Source organism: Novosphingobium sp. BL-S-21, from assembly GCF_055521655.1.
In genome coordinates this window covers 1,543,557-1,567,019 of record NZ_CM145496.1, presented here as the reverse complement: position 1 = coordinate 1,567,019, position 23,463 = coordinate 1,543,557, and the positions used below count along the sequence as shown (strand labels likewise).

Here is a 23,463-nt window from a genome sequence, read left to right as displayed (position 1 = left end):
CGCAGTGCAAGGGGCGGGGCTATTCCCGCGGGGGGCTATCCCAGCAGGGGCTATCCCAGCCGGTGCACCGCGCCCGAACGCACTTCCCAGACGGCGGCCTCGCCGGCGATGGCGTCGAAAGGGGCGAGTTCGGTACCGGTCAGCCAGACTTGCGCCGAGCCCGCGCGCAGGCGGTCGAACAGGGCTTCGCGGCGCACGGGATCGAGATGGGCGGCGACTTCGTCCAGCAGCAGCAGACGGGGACGCTGTTCGGCCCCGGTTTCCAGCAGCTGCGAATGGGCCAGCGTAATCGCGATCAGCATCGCTTTCTGCTCGCCGGTGGAGCATTCGGCGGCGGCCTGGCCCTTGCCCGGCCCTTTGCCGGCCATGGTCACCAGGATCTCGTCGCGATGCGGGCCGGTCAGAGTGCGCTGCGCGGCGCGTTCGCGGGCGCGGCCTTCGCGCAGGGCACGGGCGAGGCCCTCGGAAGAGATCGGTCCACCCGGCTGATAGGCCAGCGAAGGACGCGCGAAAGGCGAATCGGGCAGGGCGGCAAGGGTCTGCTCCAGTCGCTCGACCAGTTCGGCGCGGGCGGCGGCGACCATCGATCCGGATTCCGCCAGTTGCAGCTCGATTGCGTCCAGCCAGCGCGGATCGGGCGGCATGTCGTCCGAGAGCAGGCGATTGCGTTCGCGCAGCGCGTTTTCCAGCCGGGTGGCATGGCTGGCGTGGTCCGGCCGCACGGCGAGCACCAGCCGGTCGAGGAAACGCCGCCGGGCGCCGGCCCCTTCCACGAAAAGCCGGTCCATGGCCGGGGTCAGCCAGCCGATCGACATCCATTCCGCCAGGCGCACGGCCGGGGCTTCGGCGCCATTGATCTGGACCAGGCGGCGGCCGGGACGCTCGGGCAGGACGCCGGTTCCCAGCTGCACAGGCTCCTCGTCCGCCACGAGCAGGGCCGCGCTCACCGCGAAGCCGCCGTCGAAATCCTGCCCCGGCATGTCGGCAAGCCCGGCACGGCGAAGACCGCGGCCAGGCGAAAGCAGCGAGATCGCCTCCAGCACGTTGGTCTTGCCCGCGCCGTTCTCCCCCACCAGCAGGTTGAACTGCGCCGTGCCTTCCACCGCGGTCTCGCGGTGGTTGCGGAAACGGGACAGGAGGATGCGATCGAGCATGGTCGCCGGCGGGCCTACCGGCGCGGGCCGGTCATGCCAAGCGGGAGGCGCGGTTTATTCGGAGCCTTTATTCGGCGTGTCCCGCCGCCCTGCGGGTCTTGGCGAAAGGAGAGAAGTCCACGTTGCTGTCGAACACATCCACGCCTTCGCGCCGCTTCAGCCAGCCGACGACCAGGTACGTCACCGGGGTGAGCACCACTTCCCAGCCGGTCTTGATCAGCCACTGGGTCAGCGCGAGCAAGGCGATCGAGTGCGGGGTGAAGCCGGCCACGCCGAGGAAGGCGAGGGGGTAGAACAGCGCGCTGTCCACGCCTTCGCCGAAGATCGTCGAGCCGATCGTGCGGGTCCAGAGATGCTTCCCCTGGGTCATGATCTTCATGCGCGCCAGGACGAAGGAGTTCACGAACTCCCCGGCCCAGAAGGCGCAGACGGAAGCGAAGACGATGCGCGGGGTCTGGCCGAAGATCGCGTAGTAGGCCGCCTGGTTCGGTGCGGTCACCTGCTTGCCGGCAACGGTGTAGGTGGCGGAGGCGAGCGCCCAATCCGGGCTGGCAGGAATTTCCACCACGACCACGCTCATCACCACCATGAACAGCAGCGCGAAGAAGCCTGCCCAGATGCAGCGGCGGGCATTGGCATAGCCGTAGACCTCCGTCAGCACGTCGCCGATGATGTAGGAGACCGGGAAGAACAGCACGCCCGCGCCGAACGTGACCGGGCCGATGACGGGGAAGGAGACCTCCGCCTGCTTGGCTGCGCCGATCAGGTTGGAGAGCAGCAGGATGACCACGAAAGCCACCAGCATATAGTCGAAATAGCGGAAATGACGCCGGGCGCCGGCCATCCCGTCGATACGCGAGAGGCCCGCATCGGAAAATGCGGGGCTGGAAGAGGCTGGGCTGGAAAGGTCTGCTTCGCTCATCGGCTGTGCGTAACCTGCCGCCGCAACGGGGCAAAGCACAAGTTGCGTCCATAGCGCGGTTTGCCTCTGCGGCGAACCGCGCTATGGGGAGCGCGACGCGCGCCCGTAGCTCAGCTGGATAGAGCACGAGCCTTCTAAGCTTGGGGTCACAGGTTCGAACCCTGTCGGGCGCGCCAATTCCTCCCTCTTCACGCATGCCTTGCCGGGGTCAGGCCGGTACCAGGGGAGCGTTCTCAAGTTTTTGTGCGTCCACGGCGCACTCCGGGGGCTTTTGCCGCGCGGCCTGCCGCCCTAGAGAGGGCGGCATGAACCGCCTTCTCGCCCGCCTGAACCTCGACCCCTATCTTCTCATGCTGCTTGCGACCGTCGGCCTGGCCTCGGTACTGCCGGCGCGCGGCATCTGGGCGGGCATTGCCGGCGGCGTTGCCGACGCGGCCATCGCGCTGCTGTTCTTCCTGCACGGCGCCAAGCTTTCGCGGGAAGCGATCCTCGACGGCGCGCGGGCGTGGAAGCTGCACCTGACCGTGGCAAGCCTGACGTTCGTGATCTTCCCGCTGCTGGGTCTGGGCATCCGCGCCATTCCCGGCCTGGAGCCTTCCCTGGCGACCGGCGTGCTGTTCCTGACGCTGCTGCCCTCCACCGTGCAGTCCTCGATCGCCTTCACGGCCATTGCGGGCGGCAATGTGGCGGCGGCCGTGTGCAGCGCCTCGTTCTCGAACCTGGCGGGTATCTTCATCACGCCGGTGCTGACGGCGCTGCTTATCACCGGCAAGGCGCAAGGTTTCTCCACCGACCCGATCGTCTCGATCTCGCTGCAGCTCCTTCTTCCCTTCGTGGCAGGACACTTGCTGCGGCCGTGGATCGGCGGCTTCGTGCAGCGGTACAAGAAGATGCTGGGCTACACCGATCGCGGCTCGATCCTGCTGGTGGTCTATACCGCTTTCGGCGCCGCGGTGCTCGACGGGCTGTGGCAGAAGGTGACGCTGGGCGAACTGGCCCTGATCGCGCTGCTGTCGCTGGCCCTGCTCGCCGCGATCATGGTGATCGGCAACCTGCTGGGCCGGATGCTGGGCTTTTCGCACGAGGACCGGGTGGTGATCCTGTTTTGCGGCTCCAAGAAGAGCCTGGCCACCGGCGTTCCGCTCGCGGGCGTGCTGTTCCCGGCCGCCCAGGTCGGCGCGATCATCCTGCCGCTGATGTTCTTCCACCAGATCCAGCTCATGGTCTGCGCCGTTCTCGCCCGGAGACTGGCGGCGCAAGGGCAGGAAGAAAAGCGCGGCGTCGAGGCTCCGGCCTGAGGCGATTTAAGGGTTGATCAACCGGTTTGCGCCATAACCGGATGATGAACCGCCCCTTCCTGCAGCGCCGATCCACACGACAGCCGATCTCGCTGGCAGCACAATGCCGCACCGCCAATGGCTTGCGTGACGAGGGCGAGATTTCGGACATCACGGCAGAGGGCTGCTGCGTGGCGACGACGGGGCTGCTTTTCCGCGTGGGCATGCGCGTGGTGATTCGTCCGCAGGCGCTGGAAGGGCTGACCGGCATCATCCGCTGGATCAGCGGAGACTGCGCCGGCGTCGAGTTCGACCGGCCGCTCCACGGGCCGGTGGTGGACCATCTGGTGCGCCTGCACGCCACTTTCACGCCGGAGTGGCGCGCCGTCGGCTAGCCGCCGCTTTTACCCTCGCCGCCCTTTTCCGACTGTCTCCCTTCAAACGGGCAGGCCATCACCTTTTCGCCGGGGCGGTATTTCCTGGCGGCGCGGCCAATCTCCTCGCCAGCGTCCCGCACCCACGTATCCTCCCGGTAAAGACATGCACGGCGAAAAGCCGGCACTTCGCCATCCGGGAGAGAACCATGGCCCATGCAGCCGGCAACACGCCGGATATTCCCAACCACCCCAAGGCCGTCCGAATGGGCGTGATCGCGGGGGTTTCGCATAATCTGGTGATCGGCACCGTGATGGGGTCCTTCGGCATCCTGCTGGCGTCGGTCGAGCAGCGCCTGGGCGTCAGCGCAGAGGCGGCGGCGGCGGGGATTCCGCTGGTCCTGGTCGGCTCGTCGATACTCGCGCCTTTCGTGGGCGTGCTGATCGCGAAAGTCTCGCTGCGGCTGCTCCTGCTGGTGGGCGCCCTGCTGACGGTGGGCGGCTATCTGCTGCTGGCCTTCACGCAGAGCTATGCGCTCTACCTCGTCGCTTACGGCCTGTTCTTTGGCCCCGCCCTGAGCCTGGCCGGATCGGTGGGCCCGGCCACCCTGGTGACGCGCTGGTTTCACCGCAATCGCGGACTGGCGCTGGGCGTGGTGCACTTGCCGGTGGTGATCGCGATCATGCCCTGGCTGCTCCACGAGACGCTCGACGGCGTGGCGCCCACCACCATCTACCTCGCGATCGGACTGGTGGCCGCGGCGGTCATGATCCCGCTCAGCCTGATGACCATCGACCATCCTCCCAGCGGGGAGACCGCCGCGCCCGCGGCCGGCAGCCGGCGCACGTCGGACGGCTCGCTCAGCGTGGCGCAGCTTCTTGCCAGGCCGCGCTTCTGGGCGCTGTGTCTTGCGGGAATCGCCAGCATGACGAGTTCGGTGATGCTGGGTTCGCTGCTGGTGCCCATGGGCGAATCCTGGGGCTTCACCCGGGCCGAGTCGGCACAGCTCCAGTCGATCATGTCGCTGGCCGGGATCGCCGGATCGGTGATGTTCGGCTGGATTGCCGACAAGCTGGGCGGCGGTCGCTCTCTGGCGCTGATCGGCTTCGATTGCGCGCTGCTGTGGCTGGTCCTGCTGCTGCACCCGCCTTTTGCGATGACCGCGGTGGTGGTGGCGCTGATCGGCATGCACGGCGTGGGCGCGATCCCGACGCTGGGCCGCGGCTTGTCAGACAGTTTCGGCCAGGCCAGCTACAGCCGGGGCTTCGGGCTCAACACGCTGATCGGGCTGCCGTTCATCGCTTCGGCGGTGATCGGTTCGGCCAAGGCCTTCACACTTACCGGCAGCTACGATGCCGCGATCAAGGGCATGGTGGTGTTCTTCGCACTCGCGGTCGCTTTCGGGCTCTACGGAGCGACCGGCCCGAAAGTCGAAGGCCCGCGCGCCTCGCTGGAACCCGAGCCGGAGCTGGCCTGAGCCTGCCTGAACCCGGCCTCTCGCCGATCGCGGATCAGCCGCGGTCGGCAGCGGCTTTGAGTTGCCCGCGCACCGGATAGCCGTGGCCGTCGGGGATCATCAGCCATTCCTCGCCCTCGATCGTTTCGACCCGGGGGTGGATGCGCTCCACGGGATGGCGCCGGATATCGGCCAGCGCGTCCGCGTGACTGGCAAAGCGGGCAAGGCGCTCCAGGTTGCGGCGGGTGGGAAAGATCACCGCAATCTCGCCGCGCGCAGTCATGTCCAGCGCCTGCGCCGCGCTCGTCCAGAACAGGCGGGTATTCTCCGTGGCATCGACCGTGACGTCCACCGCGCCGGTGCCGAGGTCGGTGACGAAGAAGCGCGTGTCGAAGCCCTTGTCCCAAGGCGGGCACCAGTGCGCGTAGAGAACGAGGCGTTCCGGGGCGAGGTCCCAGCCGAAATGTTCCAGCACCGGCGCCAGCGTGCCGCGTTCCAGCAGGAGCAGACGGCCCTGCGCGGCTTCCTCGGCACTGACGGGCCGGTGCGTGGCGACCATCAACCCGGTCTCTTCCAGGGTTTCGCGAATGGCGGCGATGCGCGCGGAGGCGAGTTCGATGGGTTCTGAGGGCAGGAGCGCGGCGGCCAGTTCGCGGTCGGCCGGGTCGACGCGGCCGCCGGGAAACACCGCGGCCCCTCCGGCGAAACGCATTTCGCGGGCGCGCTGGACCATCAGCAGTTCCGGTGGGCCGCCGTCGGCCGCGTTGCGGAAGATCACCAGGGTCGCTGCCGGCACCACTTTGGGGCCATCCGCCGGCATCGGATCATTGCTGGGAGCATAGAGAGTCATGCCCGCGAGTTTGCGTGCCCTAGGCGGAGAGGCAAGCGGAATTGTCATGCCGGCCTTGCGCGACGATCCGGCCGCAGACTGTCGGGAGGCTTTACACTTGCAGGGTTCCTGGAAGGCGCGGGTGCATGGCCATTGGCGGAAAACCGGGAGATTTGCCATTTGGCATGGCTCATGCTTATAGGATAACGTACCCTCGAGTAGTCTCGAACGAGACGGGGCCGAATGTCTCCCGGCCCCGTCTCCCCGAGCCCTCCACCCCCCGAAATCGCCCCTCCGAAGTTTGCACGCCCTAAGCTGGGTGCATCTGCATCTGCGAAGGGAGGGCGCGCACGAAAAAGCGCCCGGAGTTGCCCCCGGGCGCCTTGGCATTCGATCGATCCGGGATCAGCCCTGGGTGGCGAGGCCGGTATCGATGAAAAGCTGGTGCAGTTCGCCAGCCTCGTACATTTCCATCATGATGTCGCTGCCGCCGACGAATTCGCCCTTTACGTAGAGCTGCGGGATTGTCGGCCATTCCGAATAGGCCTTGATGCCCTGGCGGATGTCCATGTCCTGCAGCACGTCGACGCTCTCGTAAGGCGCGCCGAGCTGTTCGAGGATGGCGATCGCGCGGCTGGAAAAGCCGCACTGGGGGAACAGTGGGGTGCCCTTCATGAACAGGACGATGTCGTTGTTCTTTACAATCTCGTCGATGCGCGCGTTGACGTCGGACATTTCAATAAACCTTCAGACTAGACCATGAACGTATCATGCTCTGCGTTTCTTTTGTTCGCCGCATTTTCCGGGCCGTCGGGTGATTTCACCTGACTTGAAAATGCTCCGATGCCGGCTTCAGTTGGGGACGGCGGTGGTGAGTTGCAAGGCGTGGAGCACGCCGCCCATGCGGCCGCCCAGGGCTTCGTAGACCATCTTGTGCTGGGCCACGCGGGGCTTGCCCGCGAAAGCGGCGCTGGTGACGCGCGCGGCATAGTGGTCGCCGTCACCGGCAAGATCCGTGATCTCGACCGATGCGTCGGGCAGGGCGGTGCGGATCATGGCTTCGATTTCGCTGGCGGACATGGCCATGGCCTGGTTCCTTTCGTTCGGCTCTTGGCCGGGGCATCTTCAGGCCGGACCGGAATGTCCGGCGCGGCCCGAAAACGACTGTTCAGCCCAGGAAGGCGCGGCGCGCCTCGACCTGCTTGGCTTCGAGTGCAGTGCGGATTTCGTTTTCGGACGCGTCCACACCGGCAGCAATGAGATCGCCCAGCAGCTTGCGGATCACGTCCTCGTCGCCGGCTTCCTCGAAGTCGGCCTGGACGACGGCCTTGGCGTAAGCCTCGGTCTCGGCGGAAGAAAGCCCCATGCGCACGGCGGCCCATTCGCCCAGCAGGCGGTTGCGGCGCGCCTGGATGCGGAACTGGGTGTCTGCGTCATGCACGAACTTGGCCTCTTCGGCGCGTTCGCGGTCCTGGAAACTCGTCATCGGATAACCTCGATCTAGGGCTTATCCTGCCGATAGGGCGCGAAGCGGGTCGGGGCAATGGCGATTTGCGATGCGTCGTCCCGGACCGGGTCCGGGACGACAGCCGGTTCAGGCGCTCGCCGGAGTCTTCGCCAGGAACGGCAGGTCGCTGCGCGCCCTGGCCTCGTGGGCCGAGATGGCATCGCCCTGCGCCATGGTCAGGCCGACTTCGTCGAGCCCGCCCAGCAGGCAGTGCTTGCGGAACGGGTCGATCTCGAAACCGTAGCGATCCTGGAAGCGCGTGGTTACGGTCTGGGTTTCCAGGTCGATGTAGATCGGATCGGTCTGCGCCACTTCCATCAGCCGGTCGATCGCCGCCTGCGGCAGCGCCACGGTGAGGATGCCGTTCTTGAAGGCATTGCCCGAGAAGATGTCCGAGAAGCTCGGCGCGATCACGCAGGTCACGCCCATGTCGAGCAGCGCCCAGGCGGCATGTTCGCGGCTGGAGCCGCAACCGAAGTTGTCGCCCACGATCAGGATCGGCGCGCCTGCGAACTCGGGGTCCGCAAAGACGTTGTCCGGTTCCTTCTTCACCGCCTCGAACGCGCCCTTGCCAAGGCCTTCGCGGGTGATGGTCTTGAGCCAGTGGGCCGGGATGATGACGTCGGTGTCGACGTTCTTGCGGCCGAACGGGATGGCCCGTCCGGCGACGTGGGAAATGGCCTGCATCAGTCGGTCTCGGGCGCCTGTTCGGGGTGCAGCGGCTTTTCGTTCGCGCGGGCCTTGCGGCGCTTCACGAAGAGCAGGGCCGCGGCGATCGCGGCCGAGCCGATGGCGGCACCGGCTGCCAGAGCGGCGCGGCCGGCGAGGTTGTTTTCGGAATCGTTGGACATGTCGTTCTTATCCTACCAGTTCGCGCACGTCGGTGAGCTTGCCGGTCACCGCGGCGGCGGCGGCCATGGCCGGGCTCATCAGGTGGGTACGGCTGCCGGGGCCCTGGCGGCCGGTGAAGTTGCGGTTGCTGGTCGAGGCGCAGCGTTCGCCTGCCGGCACCTTGTCGGGGTTCATGGCGAGGCAGGCCGAGCAGCCCGGTTCGCGCCATTCCAGGCCCGCTTCGATGATGATCCTGTCGAGCCCTTCGGCCTCGGCCTGGGCCTTCACCAGGCCCGAGCCGGGGACGACGATCGCCCACTTCACGTTGTCTGCCTTGTGGCGGCCCTTGAGCACGGCGGCGGCGGCGCGGATATCCTCGATGCGGCTGTTGGTGCACGAGCCGATGAAGACGTTCTGCACTTCCACTTCGGTGAGGCGGGTGCCGGGGGTGAGGCCCATGTAGTCGAGGCTGACCTTCACCGCGTCACGCTTGGAGGCGTCGGCGAAGTCTTCCGGCGCGGGAACGACGCCGCCGATGGCCGACGTGTCCTCGGGGCTGGTGCCCCAGGTGACGGTCGGCTGGATATCCTCGGCGCGGATCGAGACGGTCTTGTCGAACGTCGCGCCTTCGTCGGTCGTCAGGTTCTTCCACCAGGCCAGGGCCTTGTCCCAGTCATCGCCCTGCGGGGCGTAGGGGCGGCCTTCGACATAAGCGAACGTGGTCTCGTCCGGAGCGATCAGGCCGGCGCGGGCGCCGCCCTCGATCGCCATGTTGCAGACGGTCAGGCGGCCTTCGACGGACATTTCCTCGAAGACGTTGCCGCGGAATTCGATCACGTAGCCGGTGCCGCCGGCCGTGCCGATCACGCCGATGATGTGGAGCACCACGTCCTTGGGAGTGATGCCCGCGCCCAGCTTGCCGTCGACGCGGACTTCGAAGCTCTTCGACTGCTTGAGCAGCAGGGTCTGCGTGGCGAGGACATGTTCGACCTCGCTGGTGCCGATGCCGAAGGCCAGCGCGCCGATGCCGCCGTGGCAGGCCGTATGGCTGTCACCGCAGACGATGGTGGCGCCGGGCAGCGAGAAGCCCTGCTCGGGTCCGACGACGTGGACGATGCCCTGTTCGGCATCGGTGGCGTCGATATAGCGAATGCCGAATTCCGGCGCATTTCTCTTGAGCGCGGCCAGTTGCTGCGCGCTTTCGGGGTCGGCGATGGGCAACACATGCCCCTGCGCATCCTTGCGCGCGGTGGTCGGCAGGTTGTGGTCGGGAACCGCAAGGGTAAGATCGGGGCGCCGCACCGGGCGGCCGGCCACGCGTAGGCTTTCGAAGGCCTGCGGGCTCGTCACTTCGTGGACGAGGTGCCGGTCGATGTAGATGAGGCTGGTTCCGTCGTCTCGCGTGTCGACGACGTGGGCGTCCCAGATCTTCTGGTAGAGGGTGCGCGGTTTCGTGGTCATGGTGAAAGCGCGATTAGGCCCGCCCGCCCCGCAATTCAAGGGGAACGGGCGTGCCTTTTCGCGCAACATTATTCGCTAAGCGGTTAACCGGGGCTTCTCGCCCCGGCTGTCTGCGCGTCGCGGTCCTCAGCGGCGGTGGCCGTTGCGGTCGTTGCGTTCGGCATGGAGCGCGGCGTGGACGCGGTCGATCCGGCCCTGCAGGGTCTGCATCTCGCGCGGGCTCAGGCCGCCGCGGGCGTAAGTCGAATGGAGGCGCTGGATCTGGACCGCGTCGTTGCGCAGGCCGGTGGCTTCACGCTGGCTGATCGTGCGGCGGGCGGCAGCGCGGTCGATCTCGCCGCGCAGTCCGGCGATGTCCGAGCGGATCTTCGCTTCGCGATTGGGCGTGATGCGCGCGGCTTCGCGGTGCGGCGCGGCCGCTTCGGCAATGCCCGGCGCGACGGCCGAGAAACCCAGGGCCGCGACGAGGGCGGGAGCGATGAAACGGGTGATCTTGCGCATGGGACTTTCCTTCTTTTTCCGGGATTTGTTCCGTGCATTCAGATTTAGAAGTCTCAACATGAACGGCAGAAGACTCACCGGTCACAGTCCTGTCGGCATTTGTAACTAAGTGTCGCAGCCACGAGACTGTAGACGGCCTCTGCGACCCGACGGGAGAGGCCGCCTGAAAGATAAGGAATGCAGGGCAGCCGTACCGGCCCCGCGCCGCTGCGGCTGCATCTGCATTCCAAACTTTCCCCTCCTGGCTGCCCACCGCGCGGCCCATTCTGCCGACACCGTCATTTGACCATCCTCGGCACCTGACAAGGCGCAGCCAAGCGACTAGAACGAGGATCATGTCGTTTCTCTCTGCCGCCCTGATCGTGCTCGCTTCTGCCGCAGCGATGGAATTCGTCGCCTGGGCGAGCCATAAGTACATCATGCATGGGTTCGGCTGGGCCTGGCACCGCGACCATCACGAGCCGCATGACAACCTCCTCGAAAGGAACGATCTCTACGCGCTGGTCGGCGCGGCGATCAGCATTTCGATGTTTGCGCTGGGTTCGCCGCTGGTCATGGGCGCCGGGGCATGGGCGCCGGGAACCTGGATCGGGCTGGGCGTACTGCTTTACGGCGTGATCTATACGCTGATCCACGACGGCCTCGTCCATCAGCGCTATTTCCGATGGGTGCCCAAGCGCGGCTATGCCAAGCGGTTGGTCCAGGCGCACAAGCTGCACCATGCGACCATCGGCAAGGAGGGCGGGGTGAGCTTCGGCTTCGTGGTCGCGCGCGATCCGGCCGTGCTGAAGCAGGAACTGCGCCGCCAGCGCCAGCAGGGAATCGCCGTGCTGCGGGACGCGGTGGAGTAGCGCTGCGAGCCCCTCTTCCCGGATCAAGTCCAGGGCGACGTCGTGGTTATTCCGCGCGCGTCCAGATCCAGGGGCCGATCACCAGCAGCACTCCGGCCGGGATCAGCACCCAAGGCCAGCCCACCGTGAACCATGTGAAGGGTATCGAAGCGCTCATCGCCAGGATCGCGGAGACCTTGCCCTTGCGGCTGATCGCGCGCCGGTCGCGCCAATCGCGCAAGTGGCGACCGTGGGTAGGGTGGTTGTAGAGCCGCTCGGCCCATTCGGGATGGCTCTTGCCGAAGCACCAGGCCGCCAGCAAGTAGAACACCACGGTCGGCATGACCGGGAGGAAGATGCCGATCGTTCCAAGCGCGACGAAGAACAGCCCCGCTGCCATCCAGAGCGGGCGGCTGGCCTTCTTCAAGTCGTGCTGCCTGCGTTCTGTCCGGAGGCGTAGCGGGCGGCCGTCTCGCGGATCAGCGCGATCATGTTCGGCACGCCCTGCGTCCGGTTGGACGAGAGCTGGTTCTTGAGGTCGAACGGCGCCAGGGCGGCGGCGATGTCGGTTTCGGCGACTTCGGCGGCGGGGCGGTCCTGCACGGCGGCGATCACCAGCGAGACGATGCCCTTGGTGATTGCCGCATTGCTGTCCGCCAGGAAGTGCAGCGTGCCGTCCTCCCGCGCCATCGGATAGACCCAGACGCTGGCCGAGCAGCCGCGCACCTTGGTGGCGTCCGTCTTCAGCGCGTCGGGCATGGGATCGAGTTCGGCGCCAAGGCCGATCAGCAGGCGATAGCGTTCATCGCCTTCGGAAAACTCGTATTCTTCGCGGATGTCGTCGAGGCTGCGCATCTCTCGCCATTTAAGCGCGGCACGGGGGAGGGCAAGGGGAAGTTGCCTCACGTCGCGGTTCCTGTCAGGGATTTGCCCATGAGTGCACATCCTTTCTACGCCCTGCACGAACACGGCTTCGTGCGCGTCGCCGCCTCCACGCCCAAGGTCCGCACTGCCGATGTCGCCTTCAATCGCGATGCCGTGCTGGCGGAGGCGCAGCGCGCGCATGAGGCGCATGTCGACCTGGTGGTCTTCCCGGAACTTTGCATCTCCTCCTACGCGATCGACGACCTGCACTTGCAGGGCGCGATGATCGAGGCGGTGGAAGCGGCCGTGGCAGAGATCGTGCGGGCAAGCGCCGATCTCTCCCCCGTGCTGCTGGTCGGCGCGGCGCTGCGCAACAAGGGGCGGCTCTACAACTGCGCGCTCGCCATCGCGCATGGACGGCTGCTGGGCGTGGTGCCCAAGTCCTACCTGCCCAATTACCGCGAGTTCTACGAAAAGCGCTGGTTTGCCAGTGGCAAGACGATCAAGGGCCAGACCATCCGCGTGAACGGGCAGGACGTGCCCTTCGGCGTCGATCTCGTCTTCGCGTCCGAAGTGCTGCCGAACTTCCGCTTCGCCGTGGAGATCTGCGAGGATATCTGGGCCGCCACCCCGCCAAGCTCGCTGGGTGCGCTCGCCGGGGCGACGATCCTGTGCAACCTCTCCGCCTCCAACATCGTGATCGGCAAGTCGGACGAACGGCATCTGCTCTGCCGCTCGCAGTCCGCCCGCGCGACGGCGGCCTACATCTATTCCGCTGCCGGGCATGGCGAGAGCACGACCGACCTGGCGTGGGACGGGCAGGGCATCGTCTACGAACTGGGCGACCTGCTGGCAGAGAGCGAGCGCTTCTCGCTGGAAGCGGAACTCTGCATCGCCGATGTCGATGTCGATCGCATCATGATGGACCGCATCCGCGTACCCACGTTCAACGACGCGGGTGAAGTGGCAGGCCGGCCGGACGAGACCTTCCGCACCGTGCCCTTCCGCCATGCCCCGGCGGGCGGCGATATCGGCCTGATCCGTCCGGTCTCGCGCTTCCCTTTCGTGCCTTCGCGCGCCGACAAGCTCGATGCCGACTGCTACGAGGCGTTCAACATCCAGGTGGGCGGATTGATGCGCCGCATCGAGGCGACGGGCGCCAGGTCGATGGTCATCGGCATCTCTGGCGGGCTCGATTCGACTCACGCGCTGATCGTTGCCGCGCGCGCCTGCGACCGGCTGGGCCTGCCGCGCACGTTCATTCGCGGCTACACGATGCCCGGTTTCGCCACCAGCGAGGGCACCAAGTCAAACGCCTGGACGCTGATGAAGGCGGTGGGCATCCACGCCGAAGAGATCGACATTCGCCCCGCCGCCACGACGATGCTCAAGGACATCGGCCATGCCTTCTCGAATGGCGAGCCGGTCTACGATGTGACGTTCGAGAACGTGCAGGCGGGCCTGCGCACCGATTACCTGTTCCGCCTGGCCAACCAGAACGACGGCTTCGTGATCGGCACCGGCGACCTCTCCGAACTGGCGCTGGGCTGGTGCACGTACGGCGTCGGCGACCAGATGAGCCACTACACGGTCAACGCCGGCGTGCCCAAGACGCTGATCCAATACCTGATCCGCTGGTGCGCCACGACCGACCAGTTCGGCGCAGAGACCGAAGAGGTGCTGCTGGCGATTCTCGGCACCGAAATTTCGCCCGAACTCGTGCCGGCCGGGGCGGACGGCGCGATCCAGAGCACCGAGGCGAAGATCGGGCCTTACGAACTCAACGACTTCTTCCTGCACCACATCGTCCGCTTCGGGCAGAAGCCGTCGAAAGTGGCGTTCCTGGCGCTCCACGCCTGGCGTGAAGCGGCGGCGGGCACCTGGCCTGCGGGCTTCCCGGACGATCGCAAGAACGCGTACGACCTCGCCACGATCCGTTCCTGGCTGGAGAAGTTCCTGCGCCGCTTCTTCGCGTTCAGCCAGTTCAAGCGCTCCGCCGTGCCGAACGGGCCGAAGGTGTCCTCCGGCGGTGCGCTGTCTCCGCGCGGAGACTGGCGCGCGCCGTCCGATGCCAGCGCGGCGGTGTGGCTGGCGGAACTGGATGCGAAGGTGCCGTAAAAGAAGGCGTCGTCCCGGCCTTGATCCGGGACGACGTCATCTCAATCCCGCAGCGACTCGATTTCGCGTGCGAGATCCTTTTCGCGGCGCTCGTCGGTGGCGATGCGTTCGAGTACGGCGATGCGCTTGCGCAATTTCTCGACTTCGGTTTCCAGTTCGTGCTCGCGCTCGCCATGGCCGTCCAGTCGGAAGCCCGGCTTTTCTCCGCGCAGTTTCTGGGCACGGAGCCAGGTTACCGCGGCGATCGCGAAGATGACGACTACGGCAGTCCAGAAGCTCATTGGGTCACCTCGCGGCGGGCATCGTGGCGAGCCCCTCGCAGGCTCTCGATCTGACGGGCTACATCATAACCCTGATCCGTGACAATCCGCTCGACGCTGGCGAGGCGGTCCTTGATCGCGCCGATCTCTGCGCGAAGCTGGGCGTTTTCCTGGGTGATCAACTGGACACGGGCCTGCGCTTCGGCGTCGTCCTTGGGATAGACGGCCTTGCCCCAGGAATTCTCCAGCGGATAGCCGTGGCGCATGCGCAGCCAGTTGTTGAAGATCCAGCCGCCGATGCCCAGCGCCGTAGCGGCAACCAGCAGGGGCGAGAGCATTTCGAGAATGTGGTCCATGTTCTTCCGGCCCCCGTCAGTTCGCGCGCGTCTCGCCATCCGGCGCGCGCAGCGATTCGATCTGGCGCGCGGTGTCCCAGGCGCCGTCGGTGATGATGGTTTCCAGCACGCGCAGGCGGTTCTCGATCGCGGCATTGGGGGCGGCGTGGCGGGCGGCCTTTTCGGCCGTTTGCCCCGCCGCGATCTCCAGCTTGCGTTCGAGGAAGGCGAGGCGGCGTTTGTAGGCCCCGGCCAGGATCGCCGCTATCGCGACCATCCCGCCCATGAAGGTGGCCAGCCCGACGAAGTCCCCGAAGCTCATTGCCGGGTCGCCTTGTCTGTGGGGGCCTTTTCGGTTTCGCGCACGTCGCGCAGGGCCTCGATCTGGAGCGCGGTATCGTAGCCGCCGTCAGTGATGATCCGTTCCAGCACCCGCACGCGCTCTTCCAGCTCGCGGGAGTGGGAGGCGTATTGCGCGGCCTTTTCGGCGGTGGCCGTCACCTGCAGTTCGGCCATGCGGCGCTGGTGCCGGGTCCAGATCGCGAAGCCCGCAATCATGAACGGGGCCAGCGGGATGAGGAGGGCGAGAGTGTGAGAATCCATCTTGGGCTAATCCCTGTTACCCGGTGTTGGCAGCCTGCGTATCAGCGCAGGCTGTCGATTTCGGCGGCGAGGCGCGAATTGCTGCTGGTGTAGTGCGCTTCCATCTCGGCGACGCGGCGGTCGATGTCCGAAAGTTCGCTGCGCAGGCGACCGGAACGGTTCGGTGCCGAGCGCATCAGGTTGTGTCCGAAGCCCTGGCGATTTCGGCGGCGTTCCATGCGGCGCAGCAGGCGCTCTTCCTCGTCCTCGCTGTAAAGGCTCATCGGCCGCTTGTCCGCCATGAAGGCGACGGCGATGTAGATCGGGATCGTCACGAAGGAGACGAAGAAGGTCAGCAGCACGGCTGCGATGCGAATCCAGAGCGTGTCGACGCCGGTATAGTCCGCAATGCCGGAGCAGACGCCGGCCAGCTTGGCGTTCGACTTGTCGAGATAGAATTGTCCGCGTGACACTGGTTGTTCCCTTTCCCTCGGGCTGCCCGGCGTTGATCCGGGCTTGCCCGTTATGACAGTGGTCGGGTCGGCAGACCCGGGTTCCCGGTCATGGCCCTTCGCGGGCGGCATGTACGTTTCGGCAAGGCACCTGCCGGGATGTCAGGTGTGCCGCTGTCATTCCGGCGTCGACTGGCCTGCGGTCGGCTGGCCTGCGGTCGATTGGCCATTCCCCATCGCGCGCTTCATCTCGGCGAGTTCGGCGTCGATCGTATCGCCGTCCTGCAAGGCGGCGATTTCCTCGGCGAGCGTCGGCTGGCGGCTGTCGCCCAGGCTCATCGCCTCGGCACGGCCTTCGGCATAATCGACGCGCCGCTCAAGCTGGTCGAAGCGCACCAGGGCCTCGTCCACGCGCTCGCTCGACAGCAAGGTCCGCAGTTTGACGCGATTCTCGGCGCTCTGCAAGCGAGCGGCGATCGAGGACTGGCGGCTGCGGGCCTCGCGCAGGCGGTTCTGCAGCTTTTCGATGTCCTCCTCGTAGGCGCGCAGGGCATCGTCGAGCACGGCGATCTCGGCACGAAGCTGCTCGGCCATATCGCCGGCCTTCTTCTTTTCGAGCAGGGCGGCGCGGGCCAGGTCCTCGCGGTCCTTGCTGAGCGCGAGCTGGGCCTTGTCGCCCCAGTCGTGCTGAAGCTGGTCCAGCTTGCCGACATGGCGGCGCAGTTCCTTCTGGTCGGCAATGGTGCGCGCGCTGCTGGTACGCACTTCGACGAGGGTTTCCTCCATCTCCAGGATGATGAGGCGGATCATCTTCCCGGGGTCTTCGGCCTTGTCCAACATGTCGTTGAAATTGGCGGCGATGATGTCGCGGGTGCGGGAGAAGATACCCATCCTGGCGGTTCCTTTGATCGAGGTGGGATTGAACTTGCGGGCCTGGCTGAAGCGCGGCTCCCGGAAGAAGGAGCCTTCGCCCGAACCGGAGGCGGTGTCGAACGGGCGGGCGCGCCTTTCCTGAAAGCGAGGAGCGTCCTGCTCCGATGCTTGCAGGATTTCGATTTCCGCGTCGAGCCTGCTCACTGCAGCGGTGCTCCGCAAACGGGAGCGGCATGGGCCGGCGGGGCGATGCGGTCGCTCATGGCGAAGAGGTTCAGCGTGCCCATGGCGAGCACGGCAGCGATGATCGCCCAGTCGAGCTTGCTGCGTTCCCGCCCATTGGCCTGGAAGCTGGCCGGCTGCTTGCTTGGGTGGCTGCTGGCAACGATGCTGGCGTTCTGGAAGGACATCCTGGTGTTCCTCTGTCGGATCTCGTGAATTTGCCCATGTCATCGCAAGGGGCGTGCCAAACTCGAAAACATGCGGATTTCTGCGATTTCAGACGCTTGGTGGGGGAGGGCGCAAAAGATGAATTGCCAATGAATGGTGAAATTCGCTAAGAGTTGGGAATGGAGCGAGACGTTCAGTTCATCGGTCAATCCACCGCCTTCCTCGACGCGGTGGAACGCGCCAGTCGGGCTGCGGCGGTGCGGCGTCCGGTTCTGGTCATCGGCGAGCGCGGGACCGGCAAGGAGCTGATCGCCCAGCGGCTCCATCACCTCTCGCCGCGCTGGGGCGAGCCGCTGATCACCATGAACTGCGCCGCCCTGCCGGAAACGCTGATCGAAGCGGAGCTGTTCGGGCACGAGGCCGGGGCTTTCACCGGCGCGGTGCGGGCAAGGGCCGGCCGGTTCGAGGAAGCGGATCGGGGGACGCTGTTCCTCGACGAGCTGGGCACCCTGTCGATGGCCGCGCAGGAGCGGCTGCTTCGGGCCATCGAATATGGCGAGATCGCGCGAATCGGTGCCTCGCGCCCGGTGCAGGTCGATGTGCGCGTGGTTGCCGCCACCAATGCCGACCTGCCGCGCATGGCCGAGCAAGGCACGTTCCGCGCCGACCTGCTCGATCGCCTGAGTTTCGAGGTCATCAACCTGCCGCCGCTGCGGGCGCGGGAAGGCGATGTCTACGAACTGGCCGACTACTACGGGCGGCGCATGGCGAGCGAGCTGGAGTGGGATACCTGGCCCGGTTTCTCGCCGCAGGCCATGGCGGTGCTGGAGGCGCATGACTGGCCGGGCAATGTGCGCGAGCTGCGGAACGTGACGGAGCGCGCAGTCTATCGCTGGGCGAACGAGCACGCGCCGATCGCCGAAATCGTCTTCGATCCTTTCGAGAACCCGTGGATGCCCGCCGCCGCTGCCGAGCCTTCCTCCGCGCCGATTCCGGCGGCCGCCGTTCCGGCAAGGCCGGCGCCGGCTGCGCCCGTGGAAGCGGGCGCCGGGCTGCGGGCTTCGGTAGAGGCTTACGAACGCGGGCTATTGGTCGAGGCGCTCGACCGGCATCGCTGGAACCAGCGCCGCGCGGCGTCGGCTATGGGATTGTCCTATGACCAGTTGCGCCATTGCATGAAGAAGCACCGCCTGTCGGAAGGCGGGCAGGCGCCCTCCGCGCCGCCATCGGCCCAGTCACGGCCGCGAAATCTCGGTGAATAACAAGCATTAAGCGGCCGTTTAGGAAAGTCTGTCTGCCGTTTTGCTTTAATTTTCCCTAGTGGGATTTGCCGTTATAGTGCACGGAAGGCGCGAATGAGGGCCGATGTGCAAGAGATAACCGACATTTCCGAAGCAACAGGGTTGTTGGAAAACTTGACGTCCAAGCAGGTCGAAGTTCTCGACCTGCTGCTGATGCACCGTACCACCAAGGAAATCGCCCGCGAGATCGGCATCGCGCCGAATACGGTGGACCAGCGCATCAATGCCGTGCGCGACAAGTGGGGAACCCTCAACCGCAAGGATACGGCGCGCCTTTATGGGCAGCTCGTGGAGCTATGTGGCAAATCCACATATGGCTTTTCCCGTATCGACGCGGGGTCGGGAGAGGGGGATGAGAGCGATCAGGATCTGACGGCGGATCCGGTCTTCGTCCTCTCCGATGCACGGCCCATGGCACGGCATCCCGATTGGTTCGATGCCCGGGTTGCCGAGCCGGCAGGCCTGGAGGCATTCGATGCAAGGTTCGGAAGGGCGGGGCGCGTAGGGGCGGTTTTCTTGCTGGCGTTGATCATGGCGGTGACCCTTGCGGCCACCCTGGCGATCGCCGAGGCTCTGGAAAAACTGCTTTAGCGGCGCGCTGGTCCACCGATCCGGTCCACCGACCCGGTGGTCTTTCTTGCCGGATGCCTTCGATCTCGGAATTCCCCGTGGGAGGCGACGAATATGACACCGGATATTGTCGGAATGCGGATCACCCGGAGCATCCAGTCGGTCGAGAACGACATGGATGAGCTTCTCGCCAAGGCCAGCGAACTCATGGCGGAAATCGCTCGCGGCCGCCTTGCGATCGTCGATAACGCCCATAGCACCCAGCGCCCGATGGCGCGCGTTGCAGCCATGCAGCGCAGCCTGATCGAGGCCCGCTCCGAACTGGTGCGTGCGCATAGCGACCTGTCGAAGCTGGCAGAGACGATGGATATTCCGGTCCGCTGCCCGGACAAGGCCGAAGGCGAGCATCAGCCGCTCGCCGAAATCGCGGCCTGATCGGGGACTCGTTCGAAATGGGGAGCGTCCTTGGGAAACTCTGAACAGCTTGCTTTCTTCCTGCTGCTGGTCGTCGCCGTGGCGCTGGCCTTCTGGCAGGGCGGCGCGCCCGAACGGTGGGGCGCCGCGATCATCCTGGCGATGGTCCTGCTGCAAGTCGGCGGAGAAAGCCTGCTGCCCAGTCGTTTCAGGAGCGTGGATCCCACGTCGCTGCTGACGGATGCCGTGGGAACGGCCGGTTTCGGCTATCTCGCGCTCCAGGCCCGAAGGATTTGGCCGCTATGGGCAACCTCGTTGCAGTTGTTGAGCCTCAGCGCGCATTTCGCACGATGGGCGGACATCGGAATTCCGCCAACGGTCTACGCCGTGATGCGGGGGACGCCCACGTTCCTGGCGCTTTCGGCGATAGCGATCGGTACGATCCTGCATGTCTGGCGCAAGCAGCGGCTTGGCAACGATCCCTCGTGGCAGGACTGGTCCCGGGTTGCAGTCGCATCCGGCCGCTCTCGCGAAGTCTCCTCGAAACGCTGGTAACCCACCTGGGCTGCCTTCGCCGCGAGGTGATGCTTGAACTGCCTTTCGATGCCGAAGGGCGGCTGGTGGGACAAGTGGCCTGCACGACAGGCTGCGAGGCCACGATCAGGGCCGGCTCCCGGTCGCTTTTGCAACGTGTGCTGGAGCATCGGGCCGTCGGCCTGGTGCTGGTGCACAACCACCCTTCCGGCGATCCGCTGCCCAGCCGGGCGGACGTGATCGCCACGCGCCGGCTCTCCGCGTTGTGCGAGACCGCGCGAATCGAGCTCCACGACCACCTCGTGGTCGGAGGACGCAGCGCGGTCTCCATGCGACGGGCCGGGCTGATGAGTCGCGCCGTGACGTGACTCCCAACTTACCGGCGGGCGGCCCTCCCCCGCTGGACGCAGGCCGGGCGAGCCCCCCCCCACCCGAACACTCGCCCGGCCTGCACTTTTTAATCGACCTTCCGATCGGCAAGAACGGGCGTCCGTCCGTTTTCGAGCGGCGCCGGCCCACGCCCCGGCAATGCCTTGGCCCGAAGCCGCGGACATCGGTTTCGCCCGACCGGCAGACCGGAATCCTCTCTCTTGCTTTTTACCGGCGATGCGCTTATCTGCGCCTCATCCCGACATTGGTGACACAAGGTTCGGGCTGGCGCCGGAAGGGGCCGGCGCGAAACTGCGTTGCCGAACAGCACGATTTTTACCGGAGATACGGCTTGGCCGACATTGCACGCATTACCGAAGTCATCGAACCTGAGGTCAACGCCCTCGGTTTCGACCTGGTGCGCGTGCGAATCTTCGGCAAGAGCGAAGTGGGCGACGATGAGATCGCCCTGCAGATCATGGCCGAGAACCCGGCCACCGGCCAGCTCGTGCTGGATGACTGCGTGAAGCTTTCGCACCGCATCTCCGATCGCATGGACGCGCTGGAAGAAGCCGGCGAAACGCTGATCGAGGAAGCCTATCGCCTCGAAGTCAGCTCGCCCGGCATCGATCGTCCGCTGACCCGCCCGAAGGATTACGCCAACTGGGCCGGGCACGAAGTGAAGGTAAGCCTGACCGCACCCGTGGAAGGCAACCGCAAGGGGCTGACCGGTGATCTGGTCGGCATCGACGGCGATCAGATCACGATCGACGACAAGAAGTCCGGCCGGGTGACTTTCCCACTCGGCGACATTCATTCCGCAAGGCTGGTCCTCACGGACAAGCTGATCGCAGCAACCCGCCCGCTGGATGACAGCGGGGCCGACGAGATTGTCGAGGAACAGGAAGACTAAGCCATGGCCAGTGCGATTTCCGCCAACCGCGCCGAGCTGCTCGCGATCGCGAACTCCGTCGCTTCGGAGAAGATGATCGACAAGTCGATCGTCATCGAGGCGATGGAAGAAGCCATCCAGAAGTCAGCCCGCAACCGTTACGGTGCGGAAAACGACATTCGCGCGAAGCTCGATCCGCGCACCGGCGACCTGCGTCTGTGGCGCGTCGTCGAAGTGGTCGAAGAAGTTGAGGACTACTTCAAGCAGGTGGACCTCAAGCAGGCCGACAAGCTTCAGAAGGGCGCGGCCCTGGGTGACTTCATCGTCGACCCGCTGCCCCCGGTGGACCTCGGCCGCATCGACGCGCAGTCGGCCAAGCAGGTGATCTTCCAGAAGGTCCGCGATGCCGAGCGTGACCGCCAGTACGAAGAATTCAAGGACCGCGCCGGCGAAGTCATCACCGGCGTGATCAAGTCGGTCGAATTCGGCCACGTCATCGTCAATCTCGGCCGCGCCGAAGGCGTGATCCGCCGCGACCAGCAGATCCCCCGCGAAGCCGCCCGCGTCGGCGAGCGCGTTCGCGCGCTGGTCATGCGTGTCGAGCGCCAGAACCGTGGGCCGCAGATCTTCCTTTCCCGCGCGCACCCGGACTTCATGAAGAAGCTCTTCGCGCAGGAAGTGCCCGAAATCTACGACGGCGTGATCGAGATCAAGGCCGCCGCCCGTGACCCGGGTTCGCGCGCCAAGATCGGCGTGATCAGCCACGATCACTCGATCGACCCGGTCGGCGCCTGCGTCGGCATGAAGGGCAGCCGCGTTCAGGCCGTCGTGCAGGAACTGCAGGGCGAAAAGATCGACATCATCCCCTGGAGCGAAGACACCGCGACTTTCGTGGTCAACGCCCTCCAGCCCGCGACCGTCAGCCGCGTCGTCATCGACGAGGAAGAAAGCCGCATCGAAGTCGTCGTGCCCGATGACCAGCTTTCGCTGGCGATCGGCCGCCGCGGCCAGAACGTGCGCCTTGCCTCGCAGCTGACTGCCTCGCAGATCGACATCATGACCGAGGCGGAGGCTTCGGAGAAGCGCCAGAAGGAATTCACCGAGCGCTCGAAGATGTTCGAGGAAGAGCTCGACGTGGACGAGACCCTTTCGCAGCTGCTGGTGGCCGAAGGCTTCAGCGAGCTTGAGGAAGTCGCCTATATCGACCTCAACGAACTGGCCGCCATCGAAGGCTTCGACGAAGAACTCGGCCAGGAACTCCAGAGCCGTGCCCAGGAAGCGCTCGAGCGCCGCGAAGAAGCCTCGCGCGAGGAACGCCGCGGTCTCGGTGTCGAGGACGCCCTGGCCGAACTGCCGCACCTCACCGAGGCGATGCTGGTGGTTCTCGGCAAGGCCGGCATCAAGACGCTCGACGACCTGGCGGATCTCGCCACCGACGAGCTGATCGCCAAGAAGCGCTCCGAGCAGCGCCGCCGCGACGGTTCGGTGAACCGCCGTGCGCGTGACGAAGACAAGGGCGGCGTGCTCGGCGAGTACGGCCTGAACGAAGAACAGGGTAACGAAATCATCATGGCAGCCCGCGCTCACTGGTTCGACGAAGAACCGCAACCCGAGGAGGCCGCCGATGCGGAATCCTCGCAATGAGCGCGTAAGCTCCGACATCGACGGCGCCGGGCCGGAGAGGAAATGCATCCTCTCCGGGGAGGTCGGTGCGCGTGAAGACTACATCCGTCTGGCGATCTCGCCGGACGGACTCGTTCTTCCCGACATCCACGCGCGTGCCCCCGGGCGCGGCGCGTGGATCGGCGTTTCTCGTGACACTCTTGAAAATTCGCTCGAGAAGGGCAAATTAAAGGGAGCGATGGCGCGCGCCTATAAAGGTGCCGCGCTCACGATCCCGGAAGACCTCGCCGAACGGATAGAACAGGCGCTGATCCGCGCACTGACTCACCGGCTGGGCCTCGAACTGAAATCGGGCAAGTTGCTTATGGGCTCCGACCGTATCGCGCAGAACGCGCGAGAGGGCCGGGTCACATGGCTTGCCCATGCCGCCGATGCGAGCGAAGACGGCTCGCGCAAGCTCGACCAGGCCTGGAGAGTCGGGAGCGAGGCGGAAGGAAGCGGTCTCAAGGGCACACGCTTGCCTCTGGACCGAGAGACGCTGTCTGTGGCATTGGGCCGCGACAACGTCGTTCACTTGGCGCTGAATGATCGTGGCGCGGCTCAACGAGTCGCTTCGCTGCTGCAGCGCCTTCTGCATTTCCAGGGGCAGCCCCGCACCGAGACGGACGGGGACGGTATGGATGGTAGCAACGGGCCGGCACGCAGCGCCGCGCCCGAGGCGACGAATTGAGACTGAAGGGCAC

General features: G+C 66.0%; 32 protein-coding genes and 1 tRNA gene. 14 read left to right on the top strand and 19 right to left on the bottom strand.

The genetic code is table 11. The features are described from left to right. Positions 1 to 50: 50 nt before the first annotated feature. Together recF and ACZ1J6_RS15820 are read right to left on the bottom strand one after the other, a co-directional pair. Positions 51 to 1,154, bottom strand: a complete 1,104-nt coding sequence (gene recF / locus ACZ1J6_RS15825; RefSeq protein WP_134095213.1) for a DNA replication/repair protein RecF — start codon at positions 1,152 to 1,154, stop codon at positions 51 to 53. A gap of 67 nt (positions 1,155 to 1,221) precedes the next feature. Next, positions 1,222 to 2,076 carry a queuosine precursor transporter gene (locus ACZ1J6_RS15820; RefSeq protein ID WP_442046372.1) on the bottom strand — a complete coding sequence of 285 codons (855 nt, stop codon included), beginning with the start codon at positions 2,074 to 2,076 and terminating at the stop codon, positions 1,222 to 1,224. A gap of 99 nt (positions 2,077 to 2,175) precedes the next feature. On the opposite strand from ACZ1J6_RS15820, the gene ACZ1J6_RS15815 reads away from it, so the two are divergent. The 4 genes from ACZ1J6_RS15815 to ACZ1J6_RS15800 all read left to right on the top strand — a co-directional run bounded on the left by ACZ1J6_RS15815 (position 2,176) and on the right by ACZ1J6_RS15800 (position 5,205). Then, positions 2,176 to 2,252 (top strand) — tRNA-Arg (locus ACZ1J6_RS15815). Between the two features lie 129 nt (positions 2,253 to 2,381). Further along, on the top strand, positions 2,382 to 3,374 hold the full coding sequence (locus tag ACZ1J6_RS15810; protein ID WP_465127479.1) for a bile acid:sodium symporter family protein: 993 nt from the start codon (positions 2,382 to 2,384) through the stop codon (positions 3,372 to 3,374). 44 nt (positions 3,375 to 3,418) lie between these two features. Next, on the top strand, positions 3,419 to 3,748 hold the full coding sequence (locus tag ACZ1J6_RS15805; protein WP_243841130.1) for a PilZ domain-containing protein: 330 nt from the start codon (positions 3,419 to 3,421) through the stop codon (positions 3,746 to 3,748). A gap of 188 nt (positions 3,749 to 3,936) precedes the next feature. Continuing rightward, positions 3,937 to 5,205, top strand: a complete 1,269-nt coding sequence (locus tag ACZ1J6_RS15800; RefSeq protein ID WP_132265022.1) for an MFS transporter — start codon at positions 3,937 to 3,939, stop codon at positions 5,203 to 5,205. A 34-nt stretch (positions 5,206 to 5,239) separates the two neighbouring features. On the opposite strand, the gene ACZ1J6_RS15795 is transcribed toward ACZ1J6_RS15800, so the two are convergent. From ACZ1J6_RS15795 to ACZ1J6_RS15760, 8 genes are all read right to left on the bottom strand, one after another. Next, the gene (locus ACZ1J6_RS15795; RefSeq protein ID WP_465127478.1) at positions 5,240 to 6,034 is read right to left on the bottom strand and encodes an NUDIX hydrolase; all 795 of its coding nucleotides are present in this window, start codon (positions 6,032 to 6,034) and stop codon (positions 5,240 to 5,242) included. Between the two features lie 384 nt (positions 6,035 to 6,418). Next, complete coding sequence (grxD, locus tag ACZ1J6_RS15790) at positions 6,419 to 6,748, bottom strand: Grx4 family monothiol glutaredoxin (RefSeq protein ID WP_132265026.1); 330 nt, start codon at positions 6,746 to 6,748, stop codon at positions 6,419 to 6,421. Between the two features lie 117 nt (positions 6,749 to 6,865). Then, the gene (locus ACZ1J6_RS15785) at positions 6,866 to 7,099 is read right to left on the bottom strand and encodes a BolA/IbaG family iron-sulfur metabolism protein (protein ID WP_132265028.1); all 234 of its coding nucleotides are present in this window, start codon (positions 7,097 to 7,099) and stop codon (positions 6,866 to 6,868) included. Between the two features lie 82 nt (positions 7,100 to 7,181). Beyond that, the gene (locus ACZ1J6_RS15780) at positions 7,182 to 7,499 is read right to left on the bottom strand and encodes a DUF1476 domain-containing protein (protein WP_132265030.1); all 318 of its coding nucleotides are present in this window, start codon (positions 7,497 to 7,499) and stop codon (positions 7,182 to 7,184) included. 108 nt (positions 7,500 to 7,607) lie between these two features. After that, positions 7,608 to 8,207, bottom strand: coding sequence for a 3-isopropylmalate dehydratase small subunit (gene leuD, locus ACZ1J6_RS15775; RefSeq protein WP_465127477.1), 600 nt, complete (start codon positions 8,205 to 8,207; stop codon positions 7,608 to 7,610). Next, on the bottom strand, positions 8,207 to 8,371 hold the full coding sequence (locus ACZ1J6_RS15770) for a hypothetical protein (RefSeq protein ID WP_165921371.1): 165 nt from the start codon (positions 8,369 to 8,371) through the stop codon (positions 8,207 to 8,209). The genes leuD and ACZ1J6_RS15770 overlap by 1 nt, the downstream gene beginning before the upstream one ends. A 7-nt stretch (positions 8,372 to 8,378) precedes the next feature. After that, a complete protein-coding gene (gene leuC / locus ACZ1J6_RS15765; protein WP_314464805.1) occupies positions 8,379 to 9,812 on the bottom strand; it encodes a 3-isopropylmalate dehydratase large subunit in 1,434 nt (477 codons plus the stop codon). Positions 9,813 to 9,938: 126 nt separating this feature from the next. Beyond that, the gene (locus tag ACZ1J6_RS15760; protein ID WP_132265036.1) at positions 9,939 to 10,313 is read right to left on the bottom strand and encodes a hypothetical protein; all 375 of its coding nucleotides are present in this window, start codon (positions 10,311 to 10,313) and stop codon (positions 9,939 to 9,941) included. Between the two features lie 335 nt (positions 10,314 to 10,648). Between ACZ1J6_RS15760 and ACZ1J6_RS15755 the strand changes: the two genes are divergently transcribed. Continuing rightward, positions 10,649 to 11,164, top strand: coding sequence for a sterol desaturase family protein (locus ACZ1J6_RS15755; RefSeq protein WP_465127476.1), 516 nt, complete (start codon positions 10,649 to 10,651; stop codon positions 11,162 to 11,164). Positions 11,165 to 11,210: 46 nt separating this feature from the next. Here the strand turns inward: ACZ1J6_RS15755 and ACZ1J6_RS15750 are convergent, their stop codons facing one another. Both ACZ1J6_RS15750 and ACZ1J6_RS15745 read right to left on the bottom strand, forming a co-directional pair. Beyond that, positions 11,211 to 11,570, bottom strand: coding sequence for a YbaN family protein (locus tag ACZ1J6_RS15750; protein WP_132265040.1), 360 nt, complete (start codon positions 11,568 to 11,570; stop codon positions 11,211 to 11,213). Continuing rightward, on the bottom strand, positions 11,567 to 11,998 hold the full coding sequence (locus ACZ1J6_RS15745; protein WP_132265355.1) for a SufE family protein: 432 nt from the start codon (positions 11,996 to 11,998) through the stop codon (positions 11,567 to 11,569). The genes ACZ1J6_RS15750 and ACZ1J6_RS15745 overlap by 4 nt, the downstream gene beginning before the upstream one ends. 78 nt (positions 11,999 to 12,076) lie before the next feature. On the opposite strand from ACZ1J6_RS15745, the gene ACZ1J6_RS15740 reads away from it, so the two are divergent. Further along, positions 12,077 to 14,125 (top strand): NAD(+) synthase, encoded by a 2,049-nt coding sequence (locus tag ACZ1J6_RS15740; protein WP_465127475.1) that lies wholly within the window; start codon positions 12,077 to 12,079, stop codon positions 14,123 to 14,125. Between the two features lie 41 nt (positions 14,126 to 14,166). On the opposite strand, the gene ACZ1J6_RS15735 is transcribed toward ACZ1J6_RS15740, so the two are convergent. From ACZ1J6_RS15735 to ACZ1J6_RS15705, 7 genes are all read right to left on the bottom strand, one after another. Beyond that, on the bottom strand, positions 14,167 to 14,406 hold the full coding sequence (locus ACZ1J6_RS15735; RefSeq protein ID WP_132265044.1) for a hypothetical protein: 240 nt from the start codon (positions 14,404 to 14,406) through the stop codon (positions 14,167 to 14,169). Beyond that, entirely contained in the window at positions 14,403 to 14,741 is a 339-nt protein-coding gene (locus ACZ1J6_RS15730; protein ID WP_465127474.1) for a hypothetical protein, read from the bottom strand. Before ACZ1J6_RS15730 ends, ACZ1J6_RS15735 begins: the two co-directional genes overlap by 4 nt. 16 nt (positions 14,742 to 14,757) lie before the next feature. Then, the gene (locus ACZ1J6_RS15725) at positions 14,758 to 15,042 is read right to left on the bottom strand and encodes a hypothetical protein (protein ID WP_465127473.1); all 285 of its coding nucleotides are present in this window, start codon (positions 15,040 to 15,042) and stop codon (positions 14,758 to 14,760) included. Further along, positions 15,039 to 15,323, bottom strand: coding sequence for a hypothetical protein (locus ACZ1J6_RS15720; RefSeq protein WP_132265050.1), 285 nt, complete (start codon positions 15,321 to 15,323; stop codon positions 15,039 to 15,041). The genes ACZ1J6_RS15725 and ACZ1J6_RS15720 overlap by 4 nt, the downstream gene beginning before the upstream one ends. A gap of 41 nt (positions 15,324 to 15,364) precedes the next feature. Beyond that, positions 15,365 to 15,775, bottom strand: a complete 411-nt coding sequence (locus ACZ1J6_RS15715) for a PspC domain-containing protein (RefSeq protein ID WP_132265052.1) — start codon at positions 15,773 to 15,775, stop codon at positions 15,365 to 15,367. 156 nt (positions 15,776 to 15,931) lie between these two features. Continuing rightward, positions 15,932 to 16,831, bottom strand: a complete 900-nt coding sequence (gene pspA / locus ACZ1J6_RS15710) for a phage shock protein PspA (protein ID WP_243654164.1) — start codon at positions 16,829 to 16,831, stop codon at positions 15,932 to 15,934. Further along, positions 16,828 to 17,037, bottom strand: a complete 210-nt coding sequence (locus tag ACZ1J6_RS15705; protein WP_442046369.1) for a hypothetical protein — start codon at positions 17,035 to 17,037, stop codon at positions 16,828 to 16,830. Before ACZ1J6_RS15705 ends, pspA begins: the two co-directional genes overlap by 4 nt. 159 nt (positions 17,038 to 17,196) lie before the next feature. On the opposite strand from ACZ1J6_RS15705, the gene pspF reads away from it, so the two are divergent. From pspF to ACZ1J6_RS15665, 8 genes are all read left to right on the top strand, one after another. After that, positions 17,197 to 18,279 (top strand): phage shock protein operon transcriptional activator, encoded by a 1,083-nt coding sequence (pspF, locus tag ACZ1J6_RS15700; protein WP_465127472.1) that lies wholly within the window; start codon positions 17,197 to 17,199, stop codon positions 18,277 to 18,279. A gap of 93 nt (positions 18,280 to 18,372) precedes the next feature. Next, complete coding sequence (locus tag ACZ1J6_RS15695) at positions 18,373 to 18,909, top strand: LuxR C-terminal-related transcriptional regulator (protein ID WP_132265058.1); 537 nt, start codon at positions 18,373 to 18,375, stop codon at positions 18,907 to 18,909. A 93-nt stretch (positions 18,910 to 19,002) separates the two neighbouring features. Next, on the top strand, positions 19,003 to 19,323 hold the full coding sequence (locus ACZ1J6_RS15690) for a hypothetical protein (protein WP_243654165.1): 321 nt from the start codon (positions 19,003 to 19,005) through the stop codon (positions 19,321 to 19,323). A 30-nt stretch (positions 19,324 to 19,353) separates the two neighbouring features. Next, on the top strand, positions 19,354 to 19,857 hold the full coding sequence (locus ACZ1J6_RS15685) for a hypothetical protein (RefSeq protein WP_134095224.1): 504 nt from the start codon (positions 19,354 to 19,356) through the stop codon (positions 19,855 to 19,857). A gap of 29 nt (positions 19,858 to 19,886) precedes the next feature. Beyond that, positions 19,887 to 20,204, top strand: coding sequence for a JAB domain-containing protein (locus ACZ1J6_RS15680; RefSeq protein ID WP_243654166.1), 318 nt, complete (start codon positions 19,887 to 19,889; stop codon positions 20,202 to 20,204). A gap of 353 nt (positions 20,205 to 20,557) precedes the next feature. Further along, complete coding sequence (gene rimP / locus ACZ1J6_RS15675; RefSeq protein WP_132265064.1) at positions 20,558 to 21,118, top strand: ribosome maturation protein RimP; 561 nt, start codon at positions 20,558 to 20,560, stop codon at positions 21,116 to 21,118. 3 nt (positions 21,119 to 21,121) lie between these two features. After that, complete coding sequence (gene nusA, locus ACZ1J6_RS15670) at positions 21,122 to 22,741, top strand: transcription termination factor NusA (RefSeq protein WP_134095225.1); 1,620 nt, start codon at positions 21,122 to 21,124, stop codon at positions 22,739 to 22,741. Further along, positions 22,722 to 23,450 carry a DUF448 domain-containing protein gene (locus tag ACZ1J6_RS15665; RefSeq protein ID WP_132265068.1) on the top strand — a complete coding sequence of 243 codons (729 nt, stop codon included), beginning with the start codon at positions 22,722 to 22,724 and terminating at the stop codon, positions 23,448 to 23,450. The genes nusA and ACZ1J6_RS15665 overlap by 20 nt, the downstream gene beginning before the upstream one ends. Positions 23,451 to 23,463 lie beyond the last annotated feature (13 nt).